Genomic DNA, 25315 nt, shown 5'->3' with positions numbered 1-25315 from the left:
CCCATCAACCTGGCTGGACGGCGCGCACTCGTACCGCCCTCTTCTCCCACGCGACAAGCACAAGGCTGGAGCAGACAATCAACACCGCTCCGAATGCAACATTTGATGCCGGAACTTCTGCCCAGATCGCATAACCGTAGAGGAATGCCCAGATAAGACCGGTGAACTCTGTTGGTGCAAGCGCCGAGGCTGGCGCATGACGGAAACCTTCATAAAGAAGATATTGTCCAACCGTTGCAACAAGACCAAGGCCAATCATCAAGACCCACGCTGATGCGTCGGGTGTCTTCCAGACCCATGGGAAGGAAACCGCGCAAGCGATACCAAACAGCAAACTCGTCGCCCACATCTGGGTCAAAGTTGTCTCGGTTCTGCTGACAAGGCGGATAAGGATCGTGCTCAAAGCCCAGCAAAAGCCTGCGACCACGCACATCGCAGCGGGTATCAGATGTGGCGAATGGGTCGGGTTGGCGGCGATGAGTACGCCCACGAACCCTCCAAAACACGCAACCCAGCGCCCCACCCCAATCTTTTCTTTGAGAATGAAGATCGACAGGAACATCACCATAATCGGTGCTGAGAAATAGAGCGTCGTCAGTTCCGCAAGGCCGAGATGGCGAGCTGCATTATAAAAGAGCAGCCAGGCAAGCAGCATCAAACCAGCCCGCAGAACAAGCGTATTACGATATTTGCTTTTGAAGACGGAAGGATGACCAAGGCGCCAAGCAAGGCTACCGGTGATGATCACAATGACGAGGCTTCGCATGAAAAGAATTTGCGGAACCGCATAATCGGCAACGAGCCATTTGACGATGGCGTCTTGCAGAGCGAAGCAGGCGTAACCTGCGGAGGCGAGTGCAATCCCGAAGATCGGCTTCGACTCAGCGTTTCCAGAATTCATGATGACCTCACAGTGAAGCGAAGCCGCTATAGCTCACGGCGAGCCACTTGAGAAGGCTTGTTCTGAGGTGCGTTAGGCACCGACCATCTTGCAAAGGCATAATGCGAGGAGTAAGCAGTTCTCATTCAAACATGCAGCGAGATTATCCGGCAAACTTCAGCAATGGATTTGCGCGCGAGAACGCGTTGAACCAGTGGTCGGAGCACCCCTAAATCATGAACAAAAAAGCGGCTTTAGCCGTGGGCGGCAACGCTGTATTGGCTGGCATTCTTTTGATGCTGCTCGGCGATTTCATGTTCGCTTTGAACGACGCCATGGGCAAATGGCTTGTGGCGAGTTTTTCAGTCGGTCAAGTTTTGTTGATCCGCTCCTTTGGCGCGTTCTTTGTGCTCGGCCCGATGTTGTCACGACAGCCAATCACGGTACTGTTTCAAGTACAACAGCCTTCGCTGCAGCTGGCACGCGTCGTTTTGGCAACTGCTGATACCGCCTTGTTCTACGCGGCCGTTACATTCCTCCCCTTGGCCGACGTCATGACCTTCTACATGGCCGGACCAATCTATGTTGCAGCACTCTCCCATTTCCTGCTTGGTGAACGTATCGGCTGGCGGCGTTGGCTTGCCGTCTTCATCGGCTTCATCGGCGTCATCATCGCTCTGCGCCCCTCTTCGGCGATGCTCTCATGGCCGTCAGTGTTCGGTCTTCTCGGTAGTATTTCTTTTGCTATGACGCTTGTACTTGGCCGCGTGCTACGTTCGACGCCCGATGCAACGCTGGTGACGTGGCAGACATTGGGCTGTCTTGTTGTTGGCGCAGTCCTCAGCATTGGGCATTGGACCCCGTTCACCACAGGCGAGTTGCTGGCCTTGCTACTGCTCGGGATCGTTGCTTGTCTTGCACATTTGCTGATCACCCGCGCACTCAAGCTTGCCCCGGCATCTGAACTGGCACCGTTGCAATATACGCTGTTACTTTGGGCGATCATTTTCGGATGGATGTTTTTCAACGACTTGCCCGATCAGCAAACCCTCATCGGAGCCGCCATCATCGTGCTTGCCGGACTGTTCATATTCCATCGCGACAAGATCAAAAAGGTCACGCCGTTGGTGCCAAATGATGCCAGCCACGGCTAATCGGTGGGCTTGCTAATTCGCCGCAGTATCGACCCGAACCACGACAGACATGCCAGGTGCCAGCAGATCGGCATCCGGCTGGCCGTTATCTATGGCTATGCGCACGGACAATCGCTGGGTAATCTTGGTGAAATTGCCGGTGGCATTATCGGATTTGATAACGCTGAATTCCGATCCGGCTGCTGGCGCAAATGCCTCCAAGTGGCCCCTTAGTTCGGCATGACGCAGCGCATCAACCGTAAAGGTCACAGGCTGACCAACCTTCATGCCGTAAAGCTGGGTTTCTTTGAAGTTTGCAATAACCCATTTGGTGTTGGGCACCAGCGAGACAAGCTGAGTGCCCGCCGTCACATATTGTCCGAGACGAACACCAACTTCACCCAGCTTACCATCACGCGGGGCAATGATCCTGGTATTCTGAAGATCTATCTTTGCAAGTTCTACCGTAGCTTCCGCGCTGGCGATATCGGCGTTAAGGCTCTCACGATTAACGATAATGGATTGAAGATCTTGCTTTGCGACAGCCAGAGCGGCTTCGGCTTCCGCAACTGTTGCCTGCGCCTGAAGCAAAGTGCCATGCGCAGTATCTGCGGAACTTTGCGTCGTTACACCACGAGGCAGCAAGGCTTCAACACGCTTGGCATTGGCCTGCGCAACTTCCAAAGCAGCATTAGCGCCTGAAATCTGTGCCTGCCGCGACTGAATTATTGCTTCAGCGGAACGTTGGCTTTGCTGTGAATTGGCCAGCGCCGCCTTCTTGGTGGCAAGCGATGCCTCTGCCTGATCCAGCTTTTGCTGGTAGCTTCGGCTGTCGATCTCAAACAGAAGCTGCCCCTGCTTGACCACCTGATAATCGTTCGCATCGACCTTGGTTACATAGCCTGCGACTTGTGGGCTGATGATTGTTACCTGTCCACGGACATAGGCATTATCCGTCGTCTCGACACTGTGCTTGAATGGCGGCAATTGCCACGCCCAAAGAACCATCAAAACGCCTGCAAGGCCGATGATAAGGGCTAAGCCGCCGCGAATATATTGTTTTCCAACTGACATGTTCAAACACTCGTCGATTAAATTAACTTGCCGTCACTTCTGGATGGCGGCGGATTTGCATATTTTCAAAAAGTCGATAGGCGATCAGACATCCGAGCGAGAAAACCGCAATGACTGAAATCGCAAGAAATGCATCATTGTAAGACAGCACCGTTGCTTCGCGTGTGACCTGCTGACCGAGAAGAACCAGCCCTTCGGCCTTGGTCAGCCCCTGATCGGCGAGGACCTTTGAATAGCTGCCTGAAAGCGCCTGAACACGCTGCGCAACCACCGGATTAGACATCACGAGCTGTTCGACCAGATGAGCCGAATGATACTTCTCGCGGATCGAAATGAATGTGCTGAACACCGCTGAGCCAATCAGACCACCAATATTCTGCGTGAACAGGAAGATGACGATGAAGCTCGTCATGTAAGTTGGCCCCTGCTTCATCGCCTTGCTGATGCCTGTCAGCATAGCCGGAGGCAGAAACAATGCGCCACCAAAAGCAATCAATGCCTGACTGAGATAGGCATTGTGTGGCCGTGTCAGATTGGTCGCATGGCTATCCATAAATGCGCCAATTGCGATGAAGATCAACGCCAGTCCGAAGATGGTCGAGACGCGCTCAAGGCTCATCCACATGCCACACACAAGGCCACCCGCCAGCGATGCAGCAAGGATGATAAGATAAAGCCCCTGACTTTGGCCATCCTGCAGGCCAAATGCCTGAAACAGCCCCACAGCACCAGTTGTCTGCTCGGCCAGTACAATGCGAAACACGAACAAGATCAGTGTGAAGCGCAGAATTTCCGGCGAAAATAGCCAATGAAGGTTCATCAGCGGCTGTTCGCGGTTAACTTCAATCGCCACAGCGCAGGCAAGAGCTGCGATAGAAATGGCGAGGCAGACGCCAATCCAAGGCGCTTCGAACCACCAATAATTTTTGCCCTGGACGAGAATGACAGCCAGAAGGCCGAAGCCGATGGCAATCAATCCATAGGCGACAAAATCCAGCCAATGTAGCACTTTTGCGCGTGGAACCTGCGTCATCGGTAAAACGTACACCACAGAAAAGGCGGCAAGCGAAAGACCGATTTCGACCATATAAAGCTGCTGCCATTGCCCGATATCAAACAACATCGGCGAAATCACACGCGCGAACGGACCTGCCGCCGCAGAACAGGTGAGCGCAAGACTTAGACCCCAGGTCATCTTCTTAGCAGGCGGAAAGGCCTCGAGCATATAGAGAAAACCGATGGTCGAAACGGGAGCGGCAGCAGCGCCAGCGATGAACCGGATTGGAATGGCCGACCAGATATCATAGACCAGCAAATGTAGAAGTGATGACGCGAGAAAGATTGCGATAGCGATTTCAGCAAAACGGCGAAGCCCAAACTGTGTGCGTATCTTGACCAGCAAAATGGTGAGGCTCGCATAGGGCGCCATATAGGCCGCAATCAGCCACGAGGTTTCGGTCAATGTCGCGCCGAGCGAACCCTGTATCTGCTGCGTGTTGGCCGAAATGAAATACATGCTCAGGCCACGTGTCGACCACATGAGGACCGACGCTGCAATATAGATTGCAGACATATAAACCGGCATATGCGGAACCGCGGGCGCTGCAGCCTGCGCCGTGGAAGGTGGCTCGTTCGTTGCTGTCGGTTTATCGTCGCTTCTGTCCGACATCGCGCATCACTTGGCTTTTTCAGTCAGCGCCGTTTCAACGGTCTGGCTGATTTCGTGAAGAACGGAGAGTGCGGTTTCAAGTGACTTCTGGTCGATCCGTTGCAAGAGTTCTGCACGGATGGCTTGAGTGACATCCTGAAGCTGCTTGACCTGTGCCTGTGCTTCATCCGTGAGCTCAATGCGCTTGGCGCGCCGATCCCCTTCTACTGCAGCACGATAAATAAGCCCCTGCTTTTCCAAACCATCGAGCAGACGAACCACAGACGGGTGCTCGATTTCGAGTGCATCTGCCAGTTCACGTTGGTTCCAATCTCTTTGTTCCGCAAGAAGCAGAAGCACACGGGCACGCGCAAGTGTCAGGCCCCGCTCACGCACGCGGGAGTCGAAAAGGTTGCGCATTTTCCGGGCTGCCGTGGAAAGGCCCATCGTGAATGCGGCTTCGAGTTCTTGCTTGGCCTTAGGCATTGTATAGCTATCTATAATATAAGTAGCTACATATATAGCGTGTAATTGGGTAAAATCAAAGCACCTCTAATTTTCCCCTTACTAAAGAATGAGTTAGGTCAGAAAATCGTATATTTATTCGAGTTACGGGAATAAAATAGGCCTTCCGATTGTCTTACGTCATATCGCATCTCGCGATTGGAAACTCGTGTGAGGTAATCATGAAAACCGCAACGTTTATGTCTGTTCTTGCAATTGCGGCGGTGGCGGCATCTTCCGTATTGGCCGCCCCCGCAGTCAAGACAATGGACAGCTCCAAAGGCTCGGTACTAACGGGCGCAAAAAGCATGACGCTCTACACTTTTGACAAAGACAGTAAAGGCATGTCGAGCTGCTATGATACTTGTGCAACCAACTGGCCGCCATTTATGGCAGCAAAAGGCGACAAAGCTTCTGGCGCATATACTCTTGTGAAGCGTAAGGATGGTAGCGAGCAATGGGCGAAAGATGGAATGCCGCTTTACTACTGGATAAAGGACAAAAAGGCCGGCGACGTCACTGGAGATGGCGTTAGTGGAGTCTGGCACGTCGCAAAGCCATGAGGCTGATGTGACCCGCCCCACTCCCGACAGTTTTGAGGGCCAGCTTCTGGCCCTCCTGCCGATCATGCGGCGCTATTCGCGTAGTCTTGCAAAATCCGATGCCGAGGGCGAGGATTTGCTGCAGGACTGCGTGACCAAAGCGCTATCTCGGCGCGGCCAATGGCGTGGCCTCAATCTGCGTGGGTGGATACTCACGATCATGACCAATCTTTATCGAAACAGATATAAAAGCAAAGCGCGCACCCAGTATGAAACGCTGGACGCAGCCGAGAACATAAGCGCCGCCACCACGGACGAAGATCCATTTCAATTGCAGCAGCTTGAAGTGGCAATCAACAGTCTGTCAGAAGATAATCGCGCAGTGTTGATGTTGGTTGTTGTCGAGGGGTACAGCTATGGCGAGGCAGCGGGGATACTTAAAATCCCCGTTGGCACGGTCATGTCGCGCCTTTCGCGTGCACGGCAACGCCTTGGGGAACACATGAACGGCGCAAATGTCGTAACGCTTCGGAGAAACAAATGACGCAACGCAACTCTCCGATAAGTGAAGTGGAACTCCTTAGTTTCGTGGATGATCAATTGTCCGATGACGAAAGAGCTCGTATCGCCAAAGCTCTTCAGAACAACCCCGAACAGGCCGCATTGGTTGAGGAATGGCGCAAGCAGAACGAGGGCATCAGACAGCTATTTGGCGGTTATGCGCTCGAAAAAACCAGTGATGTCGGACTGATCCGCTCAACGACCAAACAACACAATTGGCAATATCGCGGGGCAATTGCCGCATCTATCCTGACCGCCTTGGCCATCGGTTGTATTGGCGGCTTTATGGGCTCTCGCCTCTATGACGAGCCAAGACAGATTGCAAATGTGGAAACCCTGCCGGAACAGGCACAGGCCGCTTACCTTGTCTATGCAAGCGAAGTGCGCCATCCGGTCGAAGTCTTCTCCGAGGAAGAGGCACATCTGGCAACATGGCTCGGGAAAAGGCTTGATATTCCCGACTTTAAAGTTCCTGATCTCAACGCACTTGGCTTTCAGCTTGTCGGCGGCCGACTTCTGCCTGTCGATAGCAAACCCGGGGCGTTCTTCATGTATGAAGATGCGACCGGAAAACGTCTTTCAGTTATTGTCGGCCGAAATCCCGAAAATCGTGACACGAGCTTCCGTTTTGCCTCAAACGATGGGGTGGAAACCTTCTACTGGATCGACGGCGAACTCGGTTACGCAGTAAGCGGAGAAATATCGCGCGATCAGCTGCGCCAGATCGCTGAAGAGTGTTATCGTCAGTTCCCGGGCTGAAATAATAAAGACAAGTAACTATAATAGACGTTCTCTAAAGACAGGCCTCCGAAAAAGGCTATAGCGTGCAGACTGACAGAACGCACGCAAACAAAAGAACTATGGGGAACCCGTGTGCTTAAATTCCAGAACTCTGTTCTTGAGCTGATCGCAAGGGGTAAGCCTCTGAAGCAGACGCTTATGCGGCTGTGTCTTGAAATGGAGACGCTGATCGCAGATGCCAGTGCGATGGTTTGTTCTGTCGATAGCGCAGGCATGATGCATTTGCTTGCAGCACCCAGCATCCCCGACAGTTATAGCGACGTGCTTGACGGAACCGTTGTCGGACCAGAAGTAGGCTCTTGCGGAAGCGCGATTTATCATAACGCTCCCATTAGTGTTGACGACATCGAGAATGATCCGAAATGGGCAACATACAAAAAATGCGTGCTGCCATTTGGTTTGCTCGCGTGCAGTTCAGTGCCAGTGCACAACGAAGCGGGAGATGTAGTCGGCGCGCTGGCCGTCTATTTTCACAAAAAACACATGCCCTCGGCTTACGAAAGAGAAGTCATCGATACAGGTGCAACTCTCTGTAATCTCGCGATGGCGCGCGAAATGCGCATTCTCAATTATGAGCGCCGGGCGACTGTTGACGAGCAGACAGCGCTTCCCAATCGCGCCGCCTTCGACGACGCCCTTTCACAATTGCGCTGTGAATTGGCGGGGAGTTGGGCGTTGTTTGTCATCGATATCGACAATCTGAAGGTCACAAACGATACCTTTGGCCATGAAGTCGGCGATTTTCTGATTAACACCATCGCAAGCCGCATTTCAGCATCAATGGCACCAGACATCACCTTCCGTACTGGCGGTGACGAGTTTACAGTCGTCATCCAGAGCCATAACGCGCTTTATGACCTTGACCAGACTGCAGAACTGATTTTCAGTGCACTCTCCTCGCCCGTCGAATTTGACGGCCAGACAATCCTGCCCCGCGTGACAATCGGCGGCGCAGTTCTCGCTGCGCAAGACACACAACCGCTGATCGTACGACGCAATGCTGATTTTGCGCTCTATCACGCCAAAGAAAATGCGCGCGGCGGGTTTGTGCGTTATCAGCCCAATGTCGACACGCGCATCGTCCATCGACGCAATTCAATACGGGAAGTGCGCGAAGCACTCGATGAAAAGCGCATCACCGCCCATTATCAGCCTTTGATGCGGCTCGATACGAGAGAAGTTATCGGCTTTGAAGCACTGAGCCGCATGACCACAAAGTCTGGCGACATACTGCCAGCGTCGGTATTTCAGGAGTCGTTCTCGGATGTGCATATCGCATCCGAGATAACACAGTATATGCTCACGATCGTCGCGCAGGACATACGGCGCTGGCTCGACATGGGACTGCCAGTTCAGCATGTCGGTGTAAACGTCACGGCGGCCGACTTCTATGTGGGCGATCTTGCTGCCTTCATTTCAAAGACCTTTGGTCGCTACGATGTGCCACTCAGCCATCTTATTATCGAAGTGACAGAAAACGCCTATATCGGCCAACGAGATGATGTTGTCGCATCGGGCATTCGAAACCTCCGTTTGCTAGGCGTCCGCATCGCGCTTGACGATTTTGGCACAGGCTTTGCCGCTTTGGCTCATCTCCTCACCGTTCCCGTCGATATCATTAAAATCGATAAGTCGTTTGTGTGCAGGCTCGCGCCGGGCGACCCGAGTGTGGCGATTGTGAAAGGCATTGTGCAGATCGCTGGCGACCTGAAAATCAAGCTGGTCGCAGAGGGTGTAGAGACCATGGCTCTCGCCGAAACGCTCCAGCAGATGGGGTGCCAGTTGGGTCAGGGTTATGCTTTTTCAAAAGCTGTCAATTACGATAAAGCCACCACATTGCTGCTCGAACGCGGCCAATATGTTGAGCGCCATCCAATTGCGGAACCGAGACCTTTAAAAACAATAAACTGAAGCCTCTTACCCTGCTGTGTGATCCAATTTCAGAAAGCCTTCGTATGAGGCTTCATGAATACAAACGTTTCCTTCGGCTCACAGACGTGGCACAAGAAAGCACAGCGCAATTTGCAGCTTCTGGCATTGCCACGTTTGAGCATACGGGATTCAATAGGGATGAACGAACGGACTGCTTCTGAAAATCAGCCCTCTCTGGAGGAATTGATGCTGGCGGTCAGTTCTCGGCGTGACGTGGACGCATTTGAGGCGATTTTCAAACATTTCGCACCGCGCGTTAAAGCCTATATGGCCAAACTGTCTGCCGATACGCAAACAGCGGAAGAATTGATGCAAGAAACAATGATTACGGTCTGGAACAAGGCAGACCAGTTCGATTATTCAAAGGGAGCCTTGTCGACCTGGATTTTCAGGATTGCACGCAATCAACGCATTGATGCGATACGTCGCACCCGCCGACCAGAGTTTGATTCCACAGACCCTGCCTTTGTGCCTGACGAGGAGCAACCCGCCGATGTGAAGATTGCGGAGCAACAATCGGCGAGCCAATTGCGTGCTGCCATGGCCGACCTGCCGAAAGAACAATGTGCTTTGCTGGAACTGGCTTATTTCGAAGAAAGTACACATAGCGCCATAGCAAAGAAGCTCAACCTCCCCTTGGGAACGGTAAAATCCCGCTTGCGGCTCGCGTTCACCAAATTGCGCGCAGCGCTCGATAATTCGGGAGAACGCTGATGAATATCAACCATCATCTTAGCGACGAACTTCTTTCAAGCTATGCTACAGGCACTCTTGCCGAAGGCTGGAGCATTGCTGTCGCAACACATCTGGCGCTTTGCCCTGCATGTCGTTCGCGTTTGAATCATTTTGAGCATATCGGCGGGCAGCTTCTGGACACCGTCGAACCACAAGAAATCAAAGAGGGTTCGTGGGGCGCTATTAAAAGCAAGCTTGCAAACCCATCCCTGCGCGAACCAAAGCCAACAAAAACCTCAGCTCCCATTGCAACACCCGCAATTCTGCCGGAGCCTCTTCGATCTTATGTCGGTGGCGATCTGCCAGATCTGAAATGGAAATCGCTTGGGCGTGGCGCCTATCAGGTGCCTATTGCGATCAATGATGGTGAAACCAATGTGCGCTTGCTCAGAATTCCCGCTGGCAAGCCAGTGCCTGAACATGGTCATGGCGGACGCGAGTTGACGCTGGTACTCAGCGGTAGTTTTCACGACGGAACTGGCCTTTTTGCGCGTGGGGATATCGAAGAGGCAGATGCCGATCTGGTGCATCAGCCGATTGCGTCACCCGGTGGTGATTGCATATGTCTTGCGGTGACTGATGCCCCGCTCAAATTCCAGAGCTGGCTGATGCGGATGGTCCAGCCTTTGATTGGGATTTAAAAAAGGCGGCACTCTTGCCGCCTTTTTCATTTAGAGCGCATCCCGAAAAGTGGGAACCGGATTTCGGAACAAGATTCAGTAAAAACAAATAGATAAAGCATTTAAATGATTCAATTTAAACTGAAAATGCTCTAGTTCAGGGCGATAATTGCTGCGTTCAAAGCAGTCGCAAGCGATAGCCAAACGAGATACGGCACAAACAACAGCGCCGATATTCGATCCGGCCGCCATGCACGAATGATAAACAGCAGCACACAAAGCCAAACGCCAATAATGACGATCAGTCCCAGCACTGTCAGATGCGCCCCGAAAAAGATTGGTGACCATAGAAAATTCAGCACCATCTGACCAAACCAAGGTCCGCGACGCTGCCAGCCCGTATCGCTTATCCAGGTACGCCACCCGGCAATGGCTATGAAGATATATAATATCGTCCAGATAGGGCCGAAGGCTGCATTGGGCGGCGTAAACCAAGGCTTCTGCAAAGACGCATACCATTCGCCCGGCGGAAAGCCGATACCGATTGCCATTCCAATGACAACAATGATGAAGGCGAAGACGGCTAGAAGACCCAATTTCTGCATATGTTTATTCCAATCTATCCGCTGATCCGCGATGTTACCCAATAGCCAATATAGGCCGACACCGCAGAGAGGACAGTGCCCCAGATCAAGTCAGCAATCGTCAGAGTCCACGACCAGTTCTTTAAGGTCGCCTGATTGGTCAGATCGTATGTTGCGTAGGCGACAAACCCCAAAAGAGCACCATGAACAACCGTTACGGTGGCGCTACCAGCCAAAAGGCCCGGGCGTACCGCAAAAAACACCAGTCCGAACACGAAGATCACATAGAAAACAATAGCCGGTGCCAGGCGAAAACCGGGCGCAAGCATATCGCCCATGACAGGACGATAGAACACATTTGCCATGTTGGAGAGCCAGACTGAATCAATAGCAAGAAAGGCGATTGCTGTGACCAGATAGGCGGTGAAATAGGTTTTCATCAATATCATCGCTCTCTTAATTAATACGGGACCAACCGACATTCCGGCATAAAAGACCTGCTAGAACGCAGCCATTAGTCGTCATTTTATCGCCGTCCACCTTCACGCTGATTTTGTAGGTCAGATTACGTTGCGGATCGAAAGCAGTGCCCGAATACTGGCCGTCCGCCGTTTGATTAATGCTCATGACCAGTCGGTCACCGGTCTTTTCCTTGGCTGTTCCGGGCTTGATCCACGTGTTGGTAGCGCAGATATCCTTGCCGCATTTGGCAATGCGAACGCGCGCCTTGCCATCGCCCCGCGCCCAGTTACCACTAATATCAGTAGCCTGCGCCGAAACGGGAAATAACAGTATCATCATGGTAATCGTCAGCATCCATTTCATCGACGCCTCCTGCATCAGTGGACCCGATTTTTATTCATGCTCAATCGTATAAAGGCCGACATTGATCGCGCCTTCCTTAAACCCGCCTTCGCAATAGCAAAGGTAATATTCCCACAGCCGCCGGAACCGATGATCAAAGCCAAGCTTTTCGATTTCCGACCAGTTGGACACGAAACGATGACGCCATTCAGCAAGGGTCTGGGCATAGGAGTGGCCGAAGTGCTCCACCTCTTTCAGCACCAGTCCGGCCTTGGCGAGATGCCGGTCCAACACCTTGTCTGAAGGCAGAAATCCGCCCGGGAAAATGAATTTCTGGATGAAATCTGCCTTGCGGCGATAATCCTCAAAGCGGGCATCCTCTATCGAAATAATCTGCAACACGGCACGACCATCTGCCTTGAGACAACGCTTCAGCGTCGCAAAATAATCAGGCCAATAGGCTTCACCAACTGCCTCAAACATTTCGATGGAGACGATGCGGTCGAACTGACCTTCAACATCGCGGTAATCCTGAAGATGCAGATCAACTGCATCGCTTTGGCCGGTCTCAGCCACCCCTGCATTCGCCCATGCAAGCTGAGACGGAGACAAGGTGATACCAGTTACGTATGCGTCGCCATGTTCCGCCAGATAGCCCGCAAGGGCACCCCAACCGCAGCCGATTTCCAGAATTTTTTCGCCGCCTTCGAGTGCCAGCTTTTCTCTAATGCACTGCAACTTATATTCCTGCGCAGTTTCAAGTGTGGGCGTCTTTTCGTTCCAGATCGCCGATGAATAGAGCATCGATGGATCAAGCCAGCGGCGATAAAAATCATTGCCGAGATCGTAGTGAGCCTCAATGTTTTTGCGGCTGCCGCGCTTTGTATTGGCATTGAGCAAATGTCCCAACCGATGCATCAGCCGCATCCAGCGTGATCCGCGCAAAGTGGAAAGCAACGTGTCGCGATTGCGGGCTGCAAAACGGATGACGGACGTCAGATCAGGTGTTTCCCAATCACCATCAATATAGGCTTGAGCAAAACCGATATCGCCGCCGGTCAACAGACGGCGCAGCGAGCGCCAGCTTTTGATTGCAATGTTGGCTTCAGGACCGGGGACGGTTCCTTGTGCTGAAATAATTTTTCCCGAAGGCAGTGCAATGACCAAACGACCATGACGGACCTGATTGAGCAGTCGCCGCAATATGCGCGAGGATGGGCTCAAGCCTGCATGAACCGACGTGGGCGCAGCCGGAAAATGAGAGAAATCGTCTAGCTGGCTCATGCTGCCCTGTTCCTCTGCGGTGGATTTTCAGTCCGAATATGGGTGACGGGAAACTGTGGTGGCTGCGGGCGCTTACGAAACCCTATGCCTTTCGCCCAAATTTTCAGCGCTTCCCAGTGGATGCCGCCGACAACACGCAAGGTGAGAAACGGGATGGTAAAAAAGGCACGTAACAGCGCTGCATCGCTCAACTTTACCCGGCGGGCGAGATGACGTGCAGTCAGCAACAGCCCTTCATCATCGAAGCTGTTGATCCTGATCATGAGTTTGTCTGCCGGTGACAGCACTTCAAACTCATAGCGCAGCTTCATGTCCATGAAGGGTGAGACGTAAAACGCCTTGTCACAGCTCTGAACGATCCGACCGTTCTGCTCGCCATCGACAGGGATCATATAGCCGTGGCGCTGTTTGAACGTATTGTCGACTTCCCACAAAATGGCCGTCAACTCGCCCCCGCGATTGTAGCAAAAGAAGACGCTGAGCGGATTGAACGCCCAACCAAGAATCCGCGGCATTGTGAGCAATCGAATGGCACCGCCATCCGGCTCAATGCCTGCACCGCGCATGGCATCTTCCACCTGCTCGCGAAGCGGTGTCACTGAACCGTTACCTCTGTCTTTCTCGTGGAAAGAAAAGAGATTGAAGCGATTGACCGAAAACAGCCTCAACCTGCTGTGAAGGGCTTCCAACTCGTCTAGATCAAGCAATAGCGAATAAATCTTGTAGCCAAGCTTATGAACCTTTGGCCGCAAGCGCGTATGGGTGACGTGGCCGGGAAAAAGCGCAGATTGGAAGAGCTCGGTCATGCCAGCGCCCTTTCCCTGGTGGGTACAGCATGGCGGACGATGCGTGCACTTTCCTGCTCTACCTGCCATGGACGGCGCAATCCGCCCAAGTCTTCGGCAACCGCCAATCCTGCCTGAAGACCGTCTTCATGAAAGCCTGAGCCAAAATGCGCCCCGCAGAACCATGTCCGCCGTCGGCCTTGCAAAGACCAGATTTCCTTCTGCGCGCGATCGGTCGCCATGTCGAAAATTGGATGCTCATAGATCTCGCGGCGGATGACCAGATCCTCACGCAGCGCACGACATGGGTTGAGCGTAACAAACGTATCAGGAGCTGCGCCCAATGGCTGCAAGCGGTTCATCCAATAGGTAATAGATGGCTGCGATGGTCCCGTTGCTGAATTGGTCAGATAATTCCAGCTCGACCATGCTGCGCGGCGCTTGGGCATAAGCGAGGCATCGCGGTGAAGCACAGCTTCATTGCGGGAATATTGAAATGCCCCAAGAATGTGGCTTTCCTCAACGCTTGGATCGGAAAGCATTCGTAGCGCCTGATCAGCATGGGTTGCGATAACCACATCATCAAATGCGTAGGAAACACCGTTTCCATCGACCAGCTCCACAGCATTTCCAGAGCGCCGCACTGTTTTAATCGGTGTTGAGAGTTTGATGTTGTCCGCATAAGGCTTCGTGATACGCTTCACATATTCGCGGCTACCGCCTTCCACCGTTTGCCAAATCGGGCGCCCCCGCAGATCAAGCAAGCCATGATTGCAGCAAAAGCGCACAAAGCTTGCAGCCGGATAGCGCCCGACCTCCATGGCAGGCGTGGACCAGATCGCAGCCGCCATTGGATAAAGATGGTCCTCACGAAACGCTCTGCCATAACCATTTCGTGTCAAATAATCATCAAGTGAAATGCTGCCCATCATTTCCATATCTTTGGGCGCATTGCGATAAAAGCGCAAAAGATCGCGGATCATCGACCAGAAGCGTGGGCTTACGAGATTGGAGCGTTGGGCGAGTAAACCCAGTCCCGTACCGCCCGAATATTCGTAGGCGCCATTTCCGACTGAAACCGCAAAAGACATGTTTGATGAGACTGTAGGGACTTCTAGCGTGCGGAAGAGTGCTGTCAGGTTTGGATAGGTTACTTCATTATAGACAATGAACCCCGTATCAACCGCGACGCTTCCGGCGCTGCTTGCAAATTCGACAGTGTTGCTGTGCCCGCCGATGCGGTTTGCCGCTTCAAACACAGTGACATCATGGCGTTGCGAGAGGAGCCACGCAGCCGACAATCCGGAAATCCCGCTGCCGATAACCGCGATCTTGAGACGTTTAGAGCTGCCCGGATGGTTCGTGATATCCATAAGTCCCTCTCTTTGCAGTGTCTTTGCTGCATTTTCATCGTCTTACGTTTTGAGAAGGGAATTGGTTCAATCCTGTGCCGAAATTTTTTCATTTTTTCAGCGGACTAAGGAAACCAAAAGGCAAGACTGAACGTATTGCATGTAGGAAATGCACTCATGACCAAAGGTCTGTCATGCAACTCGGTCTGCTTTTGATTGTCGCGATAAGCCTGTCTGCCATCATGGTTTTTGCATGGGCGCTTCAGCAGAAGACCGGCAAAAGCGGCTGGATCGATGCGATTTGGTCGTTCTCAGTGGGTGTGGGGTCTGTTATCGCCGTCCTTCTAGCAAATGCGTCGTGGCAGCGCCGTTCAGCGATCCTGCTCCTTATTCTTATGTGGTCGCTGCGTCTTGGTTTGCACATTACCCAGAGAAGCATGGGACATGGTGAAGACCCGCGTTATGCAAAGCTTATGAAAGAATGGGGCGCTGATGCTTCAAAGCGCCTTTTCTGGTTTTTACAAATACAGGCATCGGCCGCATTCATTCTGGTTCTGGCAGTCTATCTTGCCGTAATAAGCCGACCCGACTTTCCGCATTTTTGGGACGCTATCGCGGTTGCAGTCATCGCAATAGCGCTCACGGGCGAAGCGCTTTCTGACGCGCAGCTCGCACAGTTTCGCAAAACATCAGAGGCCAAAACCGAAGTCTGCGAAACAGGTCTATGGGCCTATTCGCGACATCCAAACTATTTCTTCGAATGGCTGTTCTGGTGCGCATGGCCACTGATGGCGATCACCGCCTCGCCATGGAGTTGGCTGTCGTTGCTCGCGCCTATTCAGATGTATTGGCTGCTGGTGCATGTCTCAGGCATCCCGCCGCTCGAAGAACACATGCTGAAATCGCGCGGTGAAAAATTCCGCGCTCTTCAACATCGCGTCAATGCGTTTTTCCCCGGACCCCGAAACAATTCACACGGATCAGGAGCCTCAACATGAATATGCTGGCATATGCAATCAATGCTGCAGAACGCGTTCCTCTGAGTGACACGATCACGCTAGCCGGTATCGATTATCTCTGTGGCCGCACCAAGCGACGGCTGGCGGAAACGCCGGAAGATATCGAACAGGATTTTCTTCAAACCATGAAGAATTTTCCTGTTGCCACCCATACCGATGACGCCAATCGCCAGCATTATGAATTGCCCCCGCATTTCTTTGAACTGGCGCTGGGGCCACAGCGCAAATATTCCTGCTGTCTCTATCCCGATAAAAACACCACCCTCGAACACGCCGAAACCTATGCGCTAAGCGAAACAGTGCGCCATGCCGACCTCAGGGACGGAATGAATATTCTGGAGCTTGGCTGCGGCTGGGGTTCCCTGTCGCTTTATCTCGCTGAGAACTTCCCCAATTCCCACGTCGTTTCAGTCTCCAATTCTGCACCACAGCGCACCTATATCGAAGCACAGGCAGCGACGCGTGGTCTTAAAAACCTCACGGTCATCACAGCAGATATGAACGGCTTTTCAATCGACCAGCGCTTTGATCGGGTGGTTTCGGTTGAGATGTTCGAACATATGTCGAACTGGCAATCATTGTTTGAACGCGTCCGCGGATGGCTTCATGCGGATGGCAGACTGTTCATCCATGTCTTCACCCACCGCGATCGCTCCTATCGCTTCAATCATGAAAATCCTGCCGACTGGATTGCCCATCACTTCTTCACCGGTGGCATCATGCCCGCCTTCGATCTTCCCCACCGCTTCGGCGATCTCTTCACGGTCGAACAGGACTGGCGATGGTCGGGCAGGCATTATCAGCAAACAGCTTTGGATTGGCTCAAGAATTTCGACAATTCGATTGATCAGATCAGGCCAATTCTGCAACAGGTTTACGTGCAGGATGCTGGCCTCTGGGAACGCCGCTGGCGGCTTTTCTTTCTCGCAACTGCCGGGCTATTTGGCCATGAAAATGGTGACGTCTGGGGTGTCGGGCACTATCTTTTGAAGCCTGTCAAATAAGGATTATTCTATGACTGCGAATGTGCTTGTCTGGTTGCGCAACGATCTGCGTCTTGCCGACAACCCTGCCCTTCATGCCGCAGTTAAGCTCGGTGGCAAGATCACAGCGCTTTATGTACATGAGACCAATCAGCAATTGCGCTCGCCCGGCGGAGCTGTGCTTTGGTGGCTGGAGCAGAGCCTTAATTCGCTTGAAAAGAGTCTCAACGAACGCAATGTCAATTTGCTTGTAGCGCGAGGCGAAGCACTCGATATCATCGAAAAACTGATCGAAGAAAACGGCTTTGATGCCGTTTTCTGGAACCGGCGTTATGCTCCGCAGGAACGGGACGTTGATTCAATCGTCAAATCCACATTAAAAGACAAAGGCCTCAATGTTGAATCCTTTGCTGGCAATCTTCTGTCGGAACCATGGGAGATCAAAACAGGTGGCGGCGGTCCTTATCAGGTCTTCACACCCTATGCCAGAACGCTACGTCAGCAGGGTGTAACCCGACCACTCTCCTCGTCTGACTGGAAAGCCGAGCAATCTACGGGCAGGCAAAAGCGGGAAGCTTACAAGCAACCGTTCTGGTCAAAAAAGATGATTGGTTTGTGGGAAATAGGCGAAGCGGCGGCTATTGATCAATTATATCATTTCTTCGATGAAACTATTCAAAACTATGCTGGCGATCGTGACCGTCCTGATGTCGAAGGAACCTCCAAACTCTCGCCGCACCTCCGCTTTGGAGAGATCAGCCCACGACAGGCATGGTACGCAACGCTGTCGTTGATGGATGAGCATCCAAACACCCAGACCGGTGGCGAGAAGTTTCTTTCCGAACTGATCTGGCGCGATTTCCATTATCACCAGCTCTATTATCGTCCTGACATTGCCGAAAACGATATGCGCAACACGCTTGCCGATATTCAGTGGCAAAGTAACCCGCAAGCACTGGGGGCATGGAAGAAGGGTAATACCGGTATTCCGATGATTGATGCCGGTATGCGACAGCTCTGGGCGACAGGCTGGATGCATAACCGTGTGCGAATGCTGGTGGCATCCGTGTTGAGCAAAAATATGCAGATCGACTGGCGTGAAGGCGAAAAATGGTTCTGGGATACGCTTGTTGATGCCGATATCGCCAGCAATCCGGGGAGCTGGCAATGGGTTGCTGGATGCGGCATGGATGCGGCCCCCTATTTCCGCGTGTTCAATCCCGTTCTACAGGGTGATAAGTTCGATACCGGTGGTGCATATGTGCGCGAATGGGTGCCGGAAATCGCATCCCTGCCAGATCGCTGGATCCACAAGCCGTTTGCGGCGCCGGAAAACGTTTTACGAGAAGCGGGGATCGTTCTTGGCAAAACTTACCCACTTCCCGTCTTCAAAGCGCCGAAGGCAGGGAAATAATCCCGATCAGAACTTCTGCATTAACCGACGCGCAGCGAGCTCGCTGCGCTTTAGATCTTTGTAGATATCGCGCTTGGCAGCATGGAATTCGCTGACCAAGCCTTTCTGCGGCTCAATTGTTTCAGCAATGGCGCTCATGCTGGCTGCAACTTGAGACAAATCGCTTTTCTCAAAAGCGCTCGCACCTGCAATGCCAGAGCCAAGCAGAACTGGTTCTGCTGAAGTCGGCAGGGCCACTTCCAGTCCCGTTGCATCGGCCAATATCCGGCGCATGAGCGCGCTTCGTGCAGCGCCTCCACTGACGATTATCGAGCGGATGGGAATATCCTTGGCAGTCAGTGCGTCTAGAATGTCTGCTGTGCCATAAGCCAGTCCGCAAAGGCCAGCGACGAACAGATGAACCAGATTCTCGCGGGATGCATCAAGCTTGATACCCGTGATCGTGCCAGTGGCTTCGGGATCGGCATCTGGTGCACGATTGCCCAAAAACTCCGGCACGACATGAAGCCCCTTTGCCAGAAGCGCCACTTTTGAAAGCTCCCCCGCAGCATCGATAGCGAGTTGTTCAAGATAATCGAGGAGCGACAGGCCTTTGGCTGCCGCTTCCTTCTCGGCCTCGGCCTTGTAAGGATGCATACCAACCAGATAATCAGTCGCTGCACCAAATGCCGACTGCCCGCCTTCATTGAGCCAGAGGCCAGGCATCATCGCACCACAATAAGGACCCCAGACGCCATCCACAAAGGCAGGCTTCTCTGTAACACTCATCGTGCAGGCGGAGGTGCCGATAATCAGCGCCAGCCGTGAGCGCATATCGACAGCGCTATCGCTATCCGCACTGCCTGCAATGGTGCCTACACCACCTGCATGGGCATCGATTAGAGAGGCGCCGACAGCCGTACCAGCAAGAAGTCCAAGTTCCTTTGCAGCCTGCTCAGTCAGGCCCTGCCCCAATGGGGTCGCAATATCAACGATGTCAGTTCCTATGCGGGCAAAACCTTCATCGGCCAGCACACCAAGACCGATAGTGCGGAAATAGTCTTCATCCCAGCGTTTTTCATGGCCAAGATAGGTCCATTTGCAAACCACCGTACAGAGTGAGCGCGAATGGCTACCAGTTGCACGATAGGTGAGATAATCAGGCAAATCGAAAAAAAGGCCAGCGGCATTGAAGGTTTGAGGGTTGTTTTCCTTCAACCAGAGCAGCTTCGGTGTTTCCATTTCTGGCGAAATGCGGCCACCTACATATTTCAAAACGGGATGGGCTGTCGCGTTGATGCGTTCGGCTTGTTCGCGGGCACGATGATCCATCCAGACGATGATATTTCGTTCCGCTTCTCCTGCAGGGCTCGCGGGCAATGGATTGCCCTCTTTGTCGAGAATAACCAGCGAACAGGTGGCATCAAAGCCAATGCCTTTGACGGATTCCGGGGCAATTTTTGCCTGCTTCAGCGCTGCCGCCACTGAGTTGCAAACAGCCTGCCAGATATTTTCCGAGGATTGCTCGACGATATTCGAGCCCTGCTTCCACATACGAATATTTTGCTTAGCACTCGCAAGTAATGCTCCATCGCGTGTAAACAGCCCTGCCCGCGCACTGCCCGTGCCGACATCAACACCCAGAAATACGTCCACTTTATGCCTCCCATCCGAGACGTGGCGCGCTAAAATCAGCGCGCCACGCAGGGTCTTGGCTACAACATCGGCCAGAAAATCGGAACCGATTTTTTACTGTTCTATTGCAATGGAGAACCGTTCGCGCGCGTCCCGCAAAGATGAACCTCAATGCCCAGCTGATGCGCGAGACTTGCCTTGGCCAGCATCGCATCATCCGCTGCAGATGCGTCACTCGCATAGACAACCTGAATGTGGTTGGCCTTGTGACGCGCCATCATCTGATCACGGGTGACGCCATAAAGGACGCCATGCATCATCGGCCATTCGCGATTGGTAAGGTTCCAGCGCCTTTCGGTCTCTTCTGGAGAGAGCGACACCGCTTGTCCGCGGCCAATATCCATTTTGAGACGCCCGTCTTCAACATAGATACGCGACCATATGAGTTCACCCGGCCTGGCAATGCCGCGCAGGGTGCCTCCACCTTTGGCGAAGAACATCGGTGGCTGGCGCACAGAATCCGAGCCACGATAACCGCCCTCATGATGCGCCGGTGGTGCTGCACCTGAAATCTCGAACACCCAGACGTAATCGCCCGTCGTGCCACCATGATCCGCATCGCCCCAACGCAGATCATGGAGTGTCGTTTCGACAGGTTCCCCAAGAGCGCGATGCAGACGGTTGATCATCAAAGCATCAAGACCGGCGCATTCATCCACCTCATTGAAGTGAACCACAGCCTTGCCATCACGGATGATCTTCCCTTCCGCATTTCGTACTGGCGGGCGATCGTCATTGTTGAGCAGCCCTTCAACAAGATCGGACGCCGGGAGCAAGTCTCTCAAACCCTGCTGATATTGAATGCCAATTGTTTCGCACCCAAACTGCTCTGCCATGCGCACTGCAGCGATATAGGTCTGGCATTGACCAATCACCTGCGCTTCTGTCAACTCCTGCGCATCGTCTTTGCCAAGATGAAAGGTCATCCCGGCATCGAGCAACCATTGATAAGCCTGCCGGGCCTCATCCTGCGAAACATTGATTGCCGCATGATAAAGCGCTGACTGTGAAAGACGCTCTTTGAAGACGCCCAATGGAAACAACAGTTCATCGGGAATGATCGCATTATACATTCCCATGCAGCCTTCATCAAAAATGCCCATAATGGATCGATTTTCAATGAGGTCTTTGGCGATGTGCGAAGCCTGTTCGACCAGATGCGGCGGCACATGCGCGTTATCAAACGGCGTCACATGGGATGTATCATGTGAGGCAATCTTGCCGGTTTTCAGCCATTCATCAAGCTTATCGAGAAACCACTGGTCCGTGAAATCCTCGCTCCACAACGACGCATATTCAACACCCGCCTTGGTCAGCGATCCGTTGAGATTGAGCAGCCCAACCAAGCCAGGATAAGTTCCCGACCAGTTGGCAACTGTCAGGATTGGCCCGCGATGAGCAATCAATCCGGCAAGAACGTTCTGTGAATATTGCCAGACTGCCTCGGCAACAATCAGTGGCGCATCTCGATCAATCTTGGAGAAGACCTCAATGCCCTGCTTTTGCGTTGCGATGAAACCGTGGCCGGTTTTTGGATCAACGCCATGTCCGCGCGACGCTTTCCGACCCAGTTTTTCGATTGCCGCTACAAGGCGGCTTTCCATATTGGCCTGTTCGGGCCAGCATTGAATGTTTGCGCTTTCACGCAAGTCACCGTTGGCGACAAGAATGATATCCTGCATGTGGTCTCCTCCTCTGGAACCGATGCTTTGTCCTCAACAAGCAGTTCAACTGCTCTGATCAGACAGGACCGGTTGATCCCAAAGGCCAGACGCTCTGCAGCTTCTCACCCGACAAAATGCGTTCACGGCATTGGATTTCACCATCGCCATTGGCATCTGCGTCGTCCGCTATGACAGCAACCAGTTCTTCCGGGATAACCACGACACCGGAGATATCAGCGAAGATCACATCGCCCGGACGCACGCGAACGCCATTGATGTTCAGCTCAACCTGCGACTTGGTTGGCTCCATTCGTCCTGATACACCGACCGGACTTACACCGCGCGCGAACAGCGGGTAGTCGAGCTTCTTCACTTCGGCGATATCGCGTACCGTGCCATTGACGATGGTTGCAGCGGCGCCTGCTGTTTTTGCACCTGTCGACATCAGCTCGCCTGTACCCGAGCCTTCGGCACAAGACGCATCCACCAGCAAAATACCGCCATCAACGACTGAATCAATCGTGCCGTGATAGACATCCTGTGGCTGACCGGTCCGTGTGCTTTTTTCATAAAGAACAGTGTGAACGGGACCGCAAATAACCTGACCAGGCTTCAACACGCTTTGCAGGCTGAGACCCTGCAGAAAGCCATAGAAGCCGTGCTTGTCCATGACGTCCTGAATGTCGCCGGAGTACCAGCGCGAAAGACGCTTGATGGCATCCCAGTTGACGCGCGAATAATCATAGCTGCTCATTGTTTCGTTCTTCCGTTTTAGCCCGTTTCAGGCCTGTTTCTGGATTGTCTGATCGCCTGTTCGAGATAAGCTGTGCTGTTGGTGATGTGTTCACGCATTGCTTCGCGCGCATCACCGGCTTTACCTGCTGCGATCAGCCCGTAAATATTCTCATGTTCTGCAAGCCCCGCACTCAACTTCTTGCGCGGGACCCGGCTTGAAACCTTGATCACTTCTGAAATCAGCGAGTGCAGGTTTGCATGTAAGGAAGACAGAATTTCATTGCCCAAAGACTGAACCAGCGCCCTATGAAAGGCCGCATCGCCCTCTGCGAAGCGGGAAAAATCATTATCCCCGGCAGACTGGCGCATGACATCGAGCGCTGCTGTGACGCCATCGCGCAACTGCCCCTCACCCGATGCAAGACGCCCAGCCACATCCACTTCGATCAGACGACGTACATCCATTGCCTGAACGAGATAGGAGGAATCACGCGCAAAGAGTGATCCAACAGACGAGACAAGCGAATCCATGAATTCGCCCACATCATCCCGTACCACCTCGGCTCGCTCACCATGCTTGCGGCGCACAAGACCTTTGGTCTCAAGAACCTGCATGGCTTCGCGAACGGATCGCGTGCTGACACCGAATGTCCTGCCAATTTCCGCTTCTGATGGAAGACGTTCTCCAACTTGAAGTTCCCCTGACAGAATGCGTGCCTCGATCGTTGCAACAATATGCATATGCAGCTTGCCGCGATCGACATGTGGAGAGACCGAACCTATCACCATTTTACAGCTCCGAAGCCCGAGATAAGGCACTTCTTTATAAATTAGAGTTATGACATATGTCATATGTAAAATCGCATTATATGTCAAGTTTTCGACATGTTCGCAAGCAAATCCGGCTCCCATTCAGTCAGGGAAAACCTCAACAATTACCAAGCTGTAAAGCCACCATCCACCACGACATTCGAACCGGTCATGTAAGACGAAGCATCGGATGCCAAGAAACGGATGATGCCGTTATATTCATTGATCTCGGCCTGACGACGCATTGGCACGCGATCAAGGAAGGCATCGATGAATTCCTTATCGAAACTTGCGGTCTTCACACCACCAAACGAAATCAGGTTCACACGAACGTTCTTTTCACCCCAATAGGTGCCAAGATAGCGCGTAAGATTGATCAGGCCCGACTTGGAAGCCGCATAGGAAATAGCCTTGATAAAGGGAACGCCATCGCGCTTTTCACGATAGGCGTAAAGTGCCTGATTGGGTGAAACCAGACCATAGATCGAGCCAACATTGATGATCGAACCCCGGCCTTCAGAAGCCATGTGGCTGCCGATAACTTGACTGGTCAGCATAACGCCGGTGAGGTTGGTATCGATGATGTCATCCCAGAATTTCTGCGGATAGACCTCGAACGGTGCATTCTGCTCTGCTGAACCGTCTGGCTTTGAATCGATGCCCGCATTGTTGACAAGCACATGTGGCACACCCCAATCGGCGATCAACTGCTTGGTCGCAGCTTCCAGCGCGGCCTTATCCGTGACGCTTGCTTCATAGACACGAATGCGGTCTTCAAGTCCGGGAAACTTTTCAGCAATCTGCTCACGTGTGAACGGGCGACGGCTGAAGATCGCCACTTTTGCACCGGCTTCGGCCAGCGACTTGGAAAACTGCGTTCCCAGCTGCCCAAGTCCGCCTGTTACAACCGCAACGCGGTCTTTGACGCTAAAAATATCAGTCATTATTGTGTTCTCCTCGCAGATTTTATGCCTTGGCCGACGTGTCGATGGCTTCGCGTGCGCGACGGTTTCCTTCATTGAGGAACATCACATCATTGCCCATGATGATCATGTCCACGCCCTTCTTCTTGAGCGCAGTCACGCTTTCAGCAACCGGCGGAATGCATGGGGCCATAACCTTGATGTCGCGCGCATGGCACTTCTCAATGAGCTCGCTCAGCTTCTCGTCGACTTCCGGATGCGACATCGAATAGTCGATGGAAATGCGGCGCGAGATTGAGTAATCGGCTGGGCCGAAGTTGATGACGTCAATGCCTTCGACATCGAGAATTTCATCGATATTGTCGAAGAATTCAAAGCTCTCAGCCATTGGGATTACAAGCTTATTGGCGTTCTCACGTTCCATGTAGGACGACCATTGAAAGCCCGGTCCGGCAAATCCTGCGGCACGGCAGGACGCATCACCACCACGACGACCATAAGGTGGGAATTTTGCAGCGCGCACGATAGCGCGGGCCTGTTCCGCTGTATTGACCTGCGGTACGATAACGCCGGTTGCGCCGATTTCGAGCGACTTGCGGATATCCCATTCATTGGTGCCGCGAACGCGAACCAGCGGCGCAATACCCGACAGAAGCGCTGCCATCACCAGCTTTTCCATATGAGTATCGACATTGACCGGTGTATGTTCGGCGTCAATGAATGCGAAATCCAGACCCCAGTTGCCAGCAACTTCGATTGCTGTCGTCGAACCGGTGTAGAATGTCGTACCGAATGTCGCTTCGCCATTGCGTAGCTTTTCGGCCAGTTTAAGATTTTCAACTACAGGCACTGCT

At 52.8% G+C, this 25315-nt stretch carries 26 protein-coding genes; 10 read left to right on the top strand and 16 right to left on the bottom strand.

The window, feature by feature from the left end; translation table 11 throughout:
• Nucleotides 1-4: 4 nt before the first annotated feature.
• Nucleotides 5-901 (bottom strand): DMT family transporter, encoded by an 897-nt coding sequence (locus tag QBD00_RS07390; RefSeq protein ID WP_151092733.1) that lies wholly within the window; start codon nt 899-901, stop codon nt 5-7.
• Between the two features lie 215 nt (nt 902-1116).
• Between QBD00_RS07390 and QBD00_RS07385 the strand changes: the two genes are divergently transcribed.
• Nucleotides 1117-2034, top strand: a complete 918-nt coding sequence (locus QBD00_RS07385) for a DMT family transporter (protein ID WP_318579062.1) — start codon at nt 1117-1119, stop codon at nt 2032-2034.
• A 12-nt stretch (nt 2035-2046) separates the two neighbouring features.
• Here the strand turns inward: QBD00_RS07385 and QBD00_RS07380 are convergent, their stop codons facing one another.
• The 3 genes from QBD00_RS07380 to QBD00_RS07370 are packed head-to-tail and all read right to left on the bottom strand — an operon-like array spanning nt 2047 to nt 5221.
• Nucleotides 2047-3087 carry an HlyD family secretion protein gene (locus tag QBD00_RS07380; protein WP_318579061.1) on the bottom strand — a complete coding sequence of 347 codons (1041 nt, stop codon included), beginning with the start codon at nt 3085-3087 and terminating at the stop codon, nt 2047-2049.
• Nucleotides 3088-3109: 22 nt separating this feature from the next.
• Nucleotides 3110-4756, bottom strand: a complete 1647-nt coding sequence (locus QBD00_RS07375; RefSeq protein ID WP_412534998.1) for an MFS transporter — start codon at nt 4754-4756, stop codon at nt 3110-3112.
• Between the two features lie 6 nt (nt 4757-4762).
• On the bottom strand, nt 4763-5221 hold the full coding sequence (locus QBD00_RS07370) for a MarR family winged helix-turn-helix transcriptional regulator (protein ID WP_151092725.1): 459 nt from the start codon (nt 5219-5221) through the stop codon (nt 4763-4765).
• Between the two features lie 200 nt (nt 5222-5421).
• Between QBD00_RS07370 and QBD00_RS07365 the strand changes: the two genes are divergently transcribed.
• From QBD00_RS07365 to QBD00_RS07340, 6 genes are all read left to right on the top strand, one after another.
• On the top strand, nt 5422-5802 hold the full coding sequence (locus QBD00_RS07365; protein WP_318579060.1) for a hypothetical protein: 381 nt from the start codon (nt 5422-5424) through the stop codon (nt 5800-5802).
• Nucleotides 5774-6325, top strand: coding sequence for an RNA polymerase sigma factor (locus QBD00_RS07360; RefSeq protein WP_318579059.1), 552 nt, complete (start codon nt 5774-5776; stop codon nt 6323-6325). The genes QBD00_RS07365 and QBD00_RS07360 overlap by 29 nt, the downstream gene beginning before the upstream one ends.
• On the top strand, nt 6322-7101 hold the full coding sequence (locus QBD00_RS07355; protein WP_318579058.1) for an anti-sigma factor: 780 nt from the start codon (nt 6322-6324) through the stop codon (nt 7099-7101). Before QBD00_RS07360 ends, QBD00_RS07355 begins: the two co-directional genes overlap by 4 nt.
• Before the next feature lie 114 nt (nt 7102-7215).
• A complete protein-coding gene (locus tag QBD00_RS07350) occupies nt 7216-9054 on the top strand; it encodes a GGDEF and EAL domain-containing protein (RefSeq protein WP_318579057.1) in 1839 nt (612 codons plus the stop codon).
• Between the two features lie 159 nt (nt 9055-9213).
• The gene (locus QBD00_RS07345; RefSeq protein ID WP_318579286.1) at nt 9214-9789 is read left to right on the top strand and encodes a sigma-70 family RNA polymerase sigma factor; all 576 of its coding nucleotides are present in this window, start codon (nt 9214-9216) and stop codon (nt 9787-9789) included.
• Entirely contained in the window at nt 9789-10451 is a 663-nt protein-coding gene (locus QBD00_RS07340) for a ChrR family anti-sigma-E factor (RefSeq protein WP_151092715.1), read from the top strand. The genes QBD00_RS07345 and QBD00_RS07340 overlap by 1 nt, the downstream gene beginning before the upstream one ends.
• A gap of 131 nt (nt 10452-10582) precedes the next feature.
• Here QBD00_RS07340 and QBD00_RS07335 read toward each other — a convergent pair whose 3' ends face one another.
• From QBD00_RS07335 to QBD00_RS07310, 6 genes are read right to left on the bottom strand one after another with little or no spacing between them, the layout of a single operon-like run.
• Complete coding sequence (locus QBD00_RS07335) at nt 10583-11035, bottom strand: TspO/MBR family protein (RefSeq protein WP_095444122.1); 453 nt, start codon at nt 11033-11035, stop codon at nt 10583-10585.
• Between the two features lie 14 nt (nt 11036-11049).
• Nucleotides 11050-11454 carry a DUF2177 family protein gene (locus QBD00_RS07330; protein WP_151092713.1) on the bottom strand — a complete coding sequence of 135 codons (405 nt, stop codon included), beginning with the start codon at nt 11452-11454 and terminating at the stop codon, nt 11050-11052.
• Between the two features lie 16 nt (nt 11455-11470).
• The gene (locus tag QBD00_RS07325) at nt 11471-11839 is read right to left on the bottom strand and encodes a DUF2147 domain-containing protein (RefSeq protein WP_318579056.1); all 369 of its coding nucleotides are present in this window, start codon (nt 11837-11839) and stop codon (nt 11471-11473) included.
• A 30-nt stretch (nt 11840-11869) separates the two neighbouring features.
• Nucleotides 11870-13102, bottom strand: a complete 1233-nt coding sequence (locus tag QBD00_RS07320) for an SAM-dependent methyltransferase (RefSeq protein WP_264231951.1) — start codon at nt 13100-13102, stop codon at nt 11870-11872.
• Entirely contained in the window at nt 13099-13908 is an 810-nt protein-coding gene (locus QBD00_RS07315) for a DUF1365 domain-containing protein (RefSeq protein ID WP_024900198.1), read from the bottom strand. Before QBD00_RS07315 ends, QBD00_RS07320 begins: the two co-directional genes overlap by 4 nt.
• Complete coding sequence (locus tag QBD00_RS07310; RefSeq protein ID WP_318579055.1) at nt 13905-15260, bottom strand: NAD(P)/FAD-dependent oxidoreductase; 1356 nt, start codon at nt 15258-15260, stop codon at nt 13905-13907. The genes QBD00_RS07315 and QBD00_RS07310 overlap by 4 nt, the downstream gene beginning before the upstream one ends.
• A 173-nt stretch (nt 15261-15433) precedes the next feature.
• On the opposite strand from QBD00_RS07310, the gene QBD00_RS07305 reads away from it, so the two are divergent.
• From QBD00_RS07305 to QBD00_RS07295, 3 genes are read left to right on the top strand one after another with little or no spacing between them, the layout of a single operon-like run.
• Nucleotides 15434-16237, top strand: a complete 804-nt coding sequence (locus tag QBD00_RS07305; protein WP_318579054.1) for a DUF1295 domain-containing protein — start codon at nt 15434-15436, stop codon at nt 16235-16237.
• Nucleotides 16234-17262 carry a cyclopropane-fatty-acyl-phospholipid synthase family protein gene (locus QBD00_RS07300; RefSeq protein ID WP_318579053.1) on the top strand — a complete coding sequence of 343 codons (1029 nt, stop codon included), beginning with the start codon at nt 16234-16236 and terminating at the stop codon, nt 17260-17262. Before QBD00_RS07305 ends, QBD00_RS07300 begins: the two co-directional genes overlap by 4 nt.
• 10 nt (nt 17263-17272) lie before the next feature.
• Nucleotides 17273-18655: a deoxyribodipyrimidine photo-lyase gene (locus QBD00_RS07295; RefSeq protein WP_318579052.1), complete on the top strand. Its 1383-nt coding sequence runs from the start codon at nt 17273-17275 to the stop codon at nt 18653-18655.
• A 6-nt stretch (nt 18656-18661) separates the two neighbouring features.
• On the opposite strand, the gene QBD00_RS07290 is transcribed toward QBD00_RS07295, so the two are convergent.
• From QBD00_RS07290 to QBD00_RS07265, 6 genes are all read right to left on the bottom strand, one after another.
• Complete coding sequence (locus QBD00_RS07290) at nt 18662-20290, bottom strand: FGGY-family carbohydrate kinase (protein ID WP_318579051.1); 1629 nt, start codon at nt 20288-20290, stop codon at nt 18662-18664.
• A gap of 101 nt (nt 20291-20391) precedes the next feature.
• Nucleotides 20392-22011 carry a fucose isomerase gene (locus tag QBD00_RS07285; RefSeq protein WP_318579050.1) on the bottom strand — a complete coding sequence of 540 codons (1620 nt, stop codon included), beginning with the start codon at nt 22009-22011 and terminating at the stop codon, nt 20392-20394.
• Between the two features lie 58 nt (nt 22012-22069).
• Complete coding sequence (locus QBD00_RS07280) at nt 22070-22747, bottom strand: RraA family protein (protein ID WP_024900191.1); 678 nt, start codon at nt 22745-22747, stop codon at nt 22070-22072.
• A 17-nt stretch (nt 22748-22764) separates the two neighbouring features.
• Complete coding sequence (locus tag QBD00_RS07275; RefSeq protein WP_024900190.1) at nt 22765-23517, bottom strand: FadR/GntR family transcriptional regulator; 753 nt, start codon at nt 23515-23517, stop codon at nt 22765-22767.
• 146 nt (nt 23518-23663) lie between these two features.
• Entirely contained in the window at nt 23664-24482 is an 819-nt protein-coding gene (locus QBD00_RS07270) for an SDR family oxidoreductase (protein ID WP_024900189.1), read from the bottom strand.
• 22 nt (nt 24483-24504) lie between these two features.
• Nucleotides 24505-25311: an HpcH/HpaI aldolase family protein gene (locus QBD00_RS07265; RefSeq protein ID WP_094576063.1), complete on the bottom strand. Its 807-nt coding sequence runs from the start codon at nt 25309-25311 to the stop codon at nt 24505-24507.
• Between the last annotated feature and the right edge of the window lie 4 nt (nt 25312-25315).

Source organism: Ochrobactrum sp. AN78, assembly GCF_029909885.1.
Classification (GTDB): domain Bacteria; phylum Pseudomonadota; class Alphaproteobacteria; order Rhizobiales; family Rhizobiaceae; genus Brucella; species Brucella quorumnocens.
This window is presented reverse-complemented; position numbering and strand designations above follow the sequence as displayed.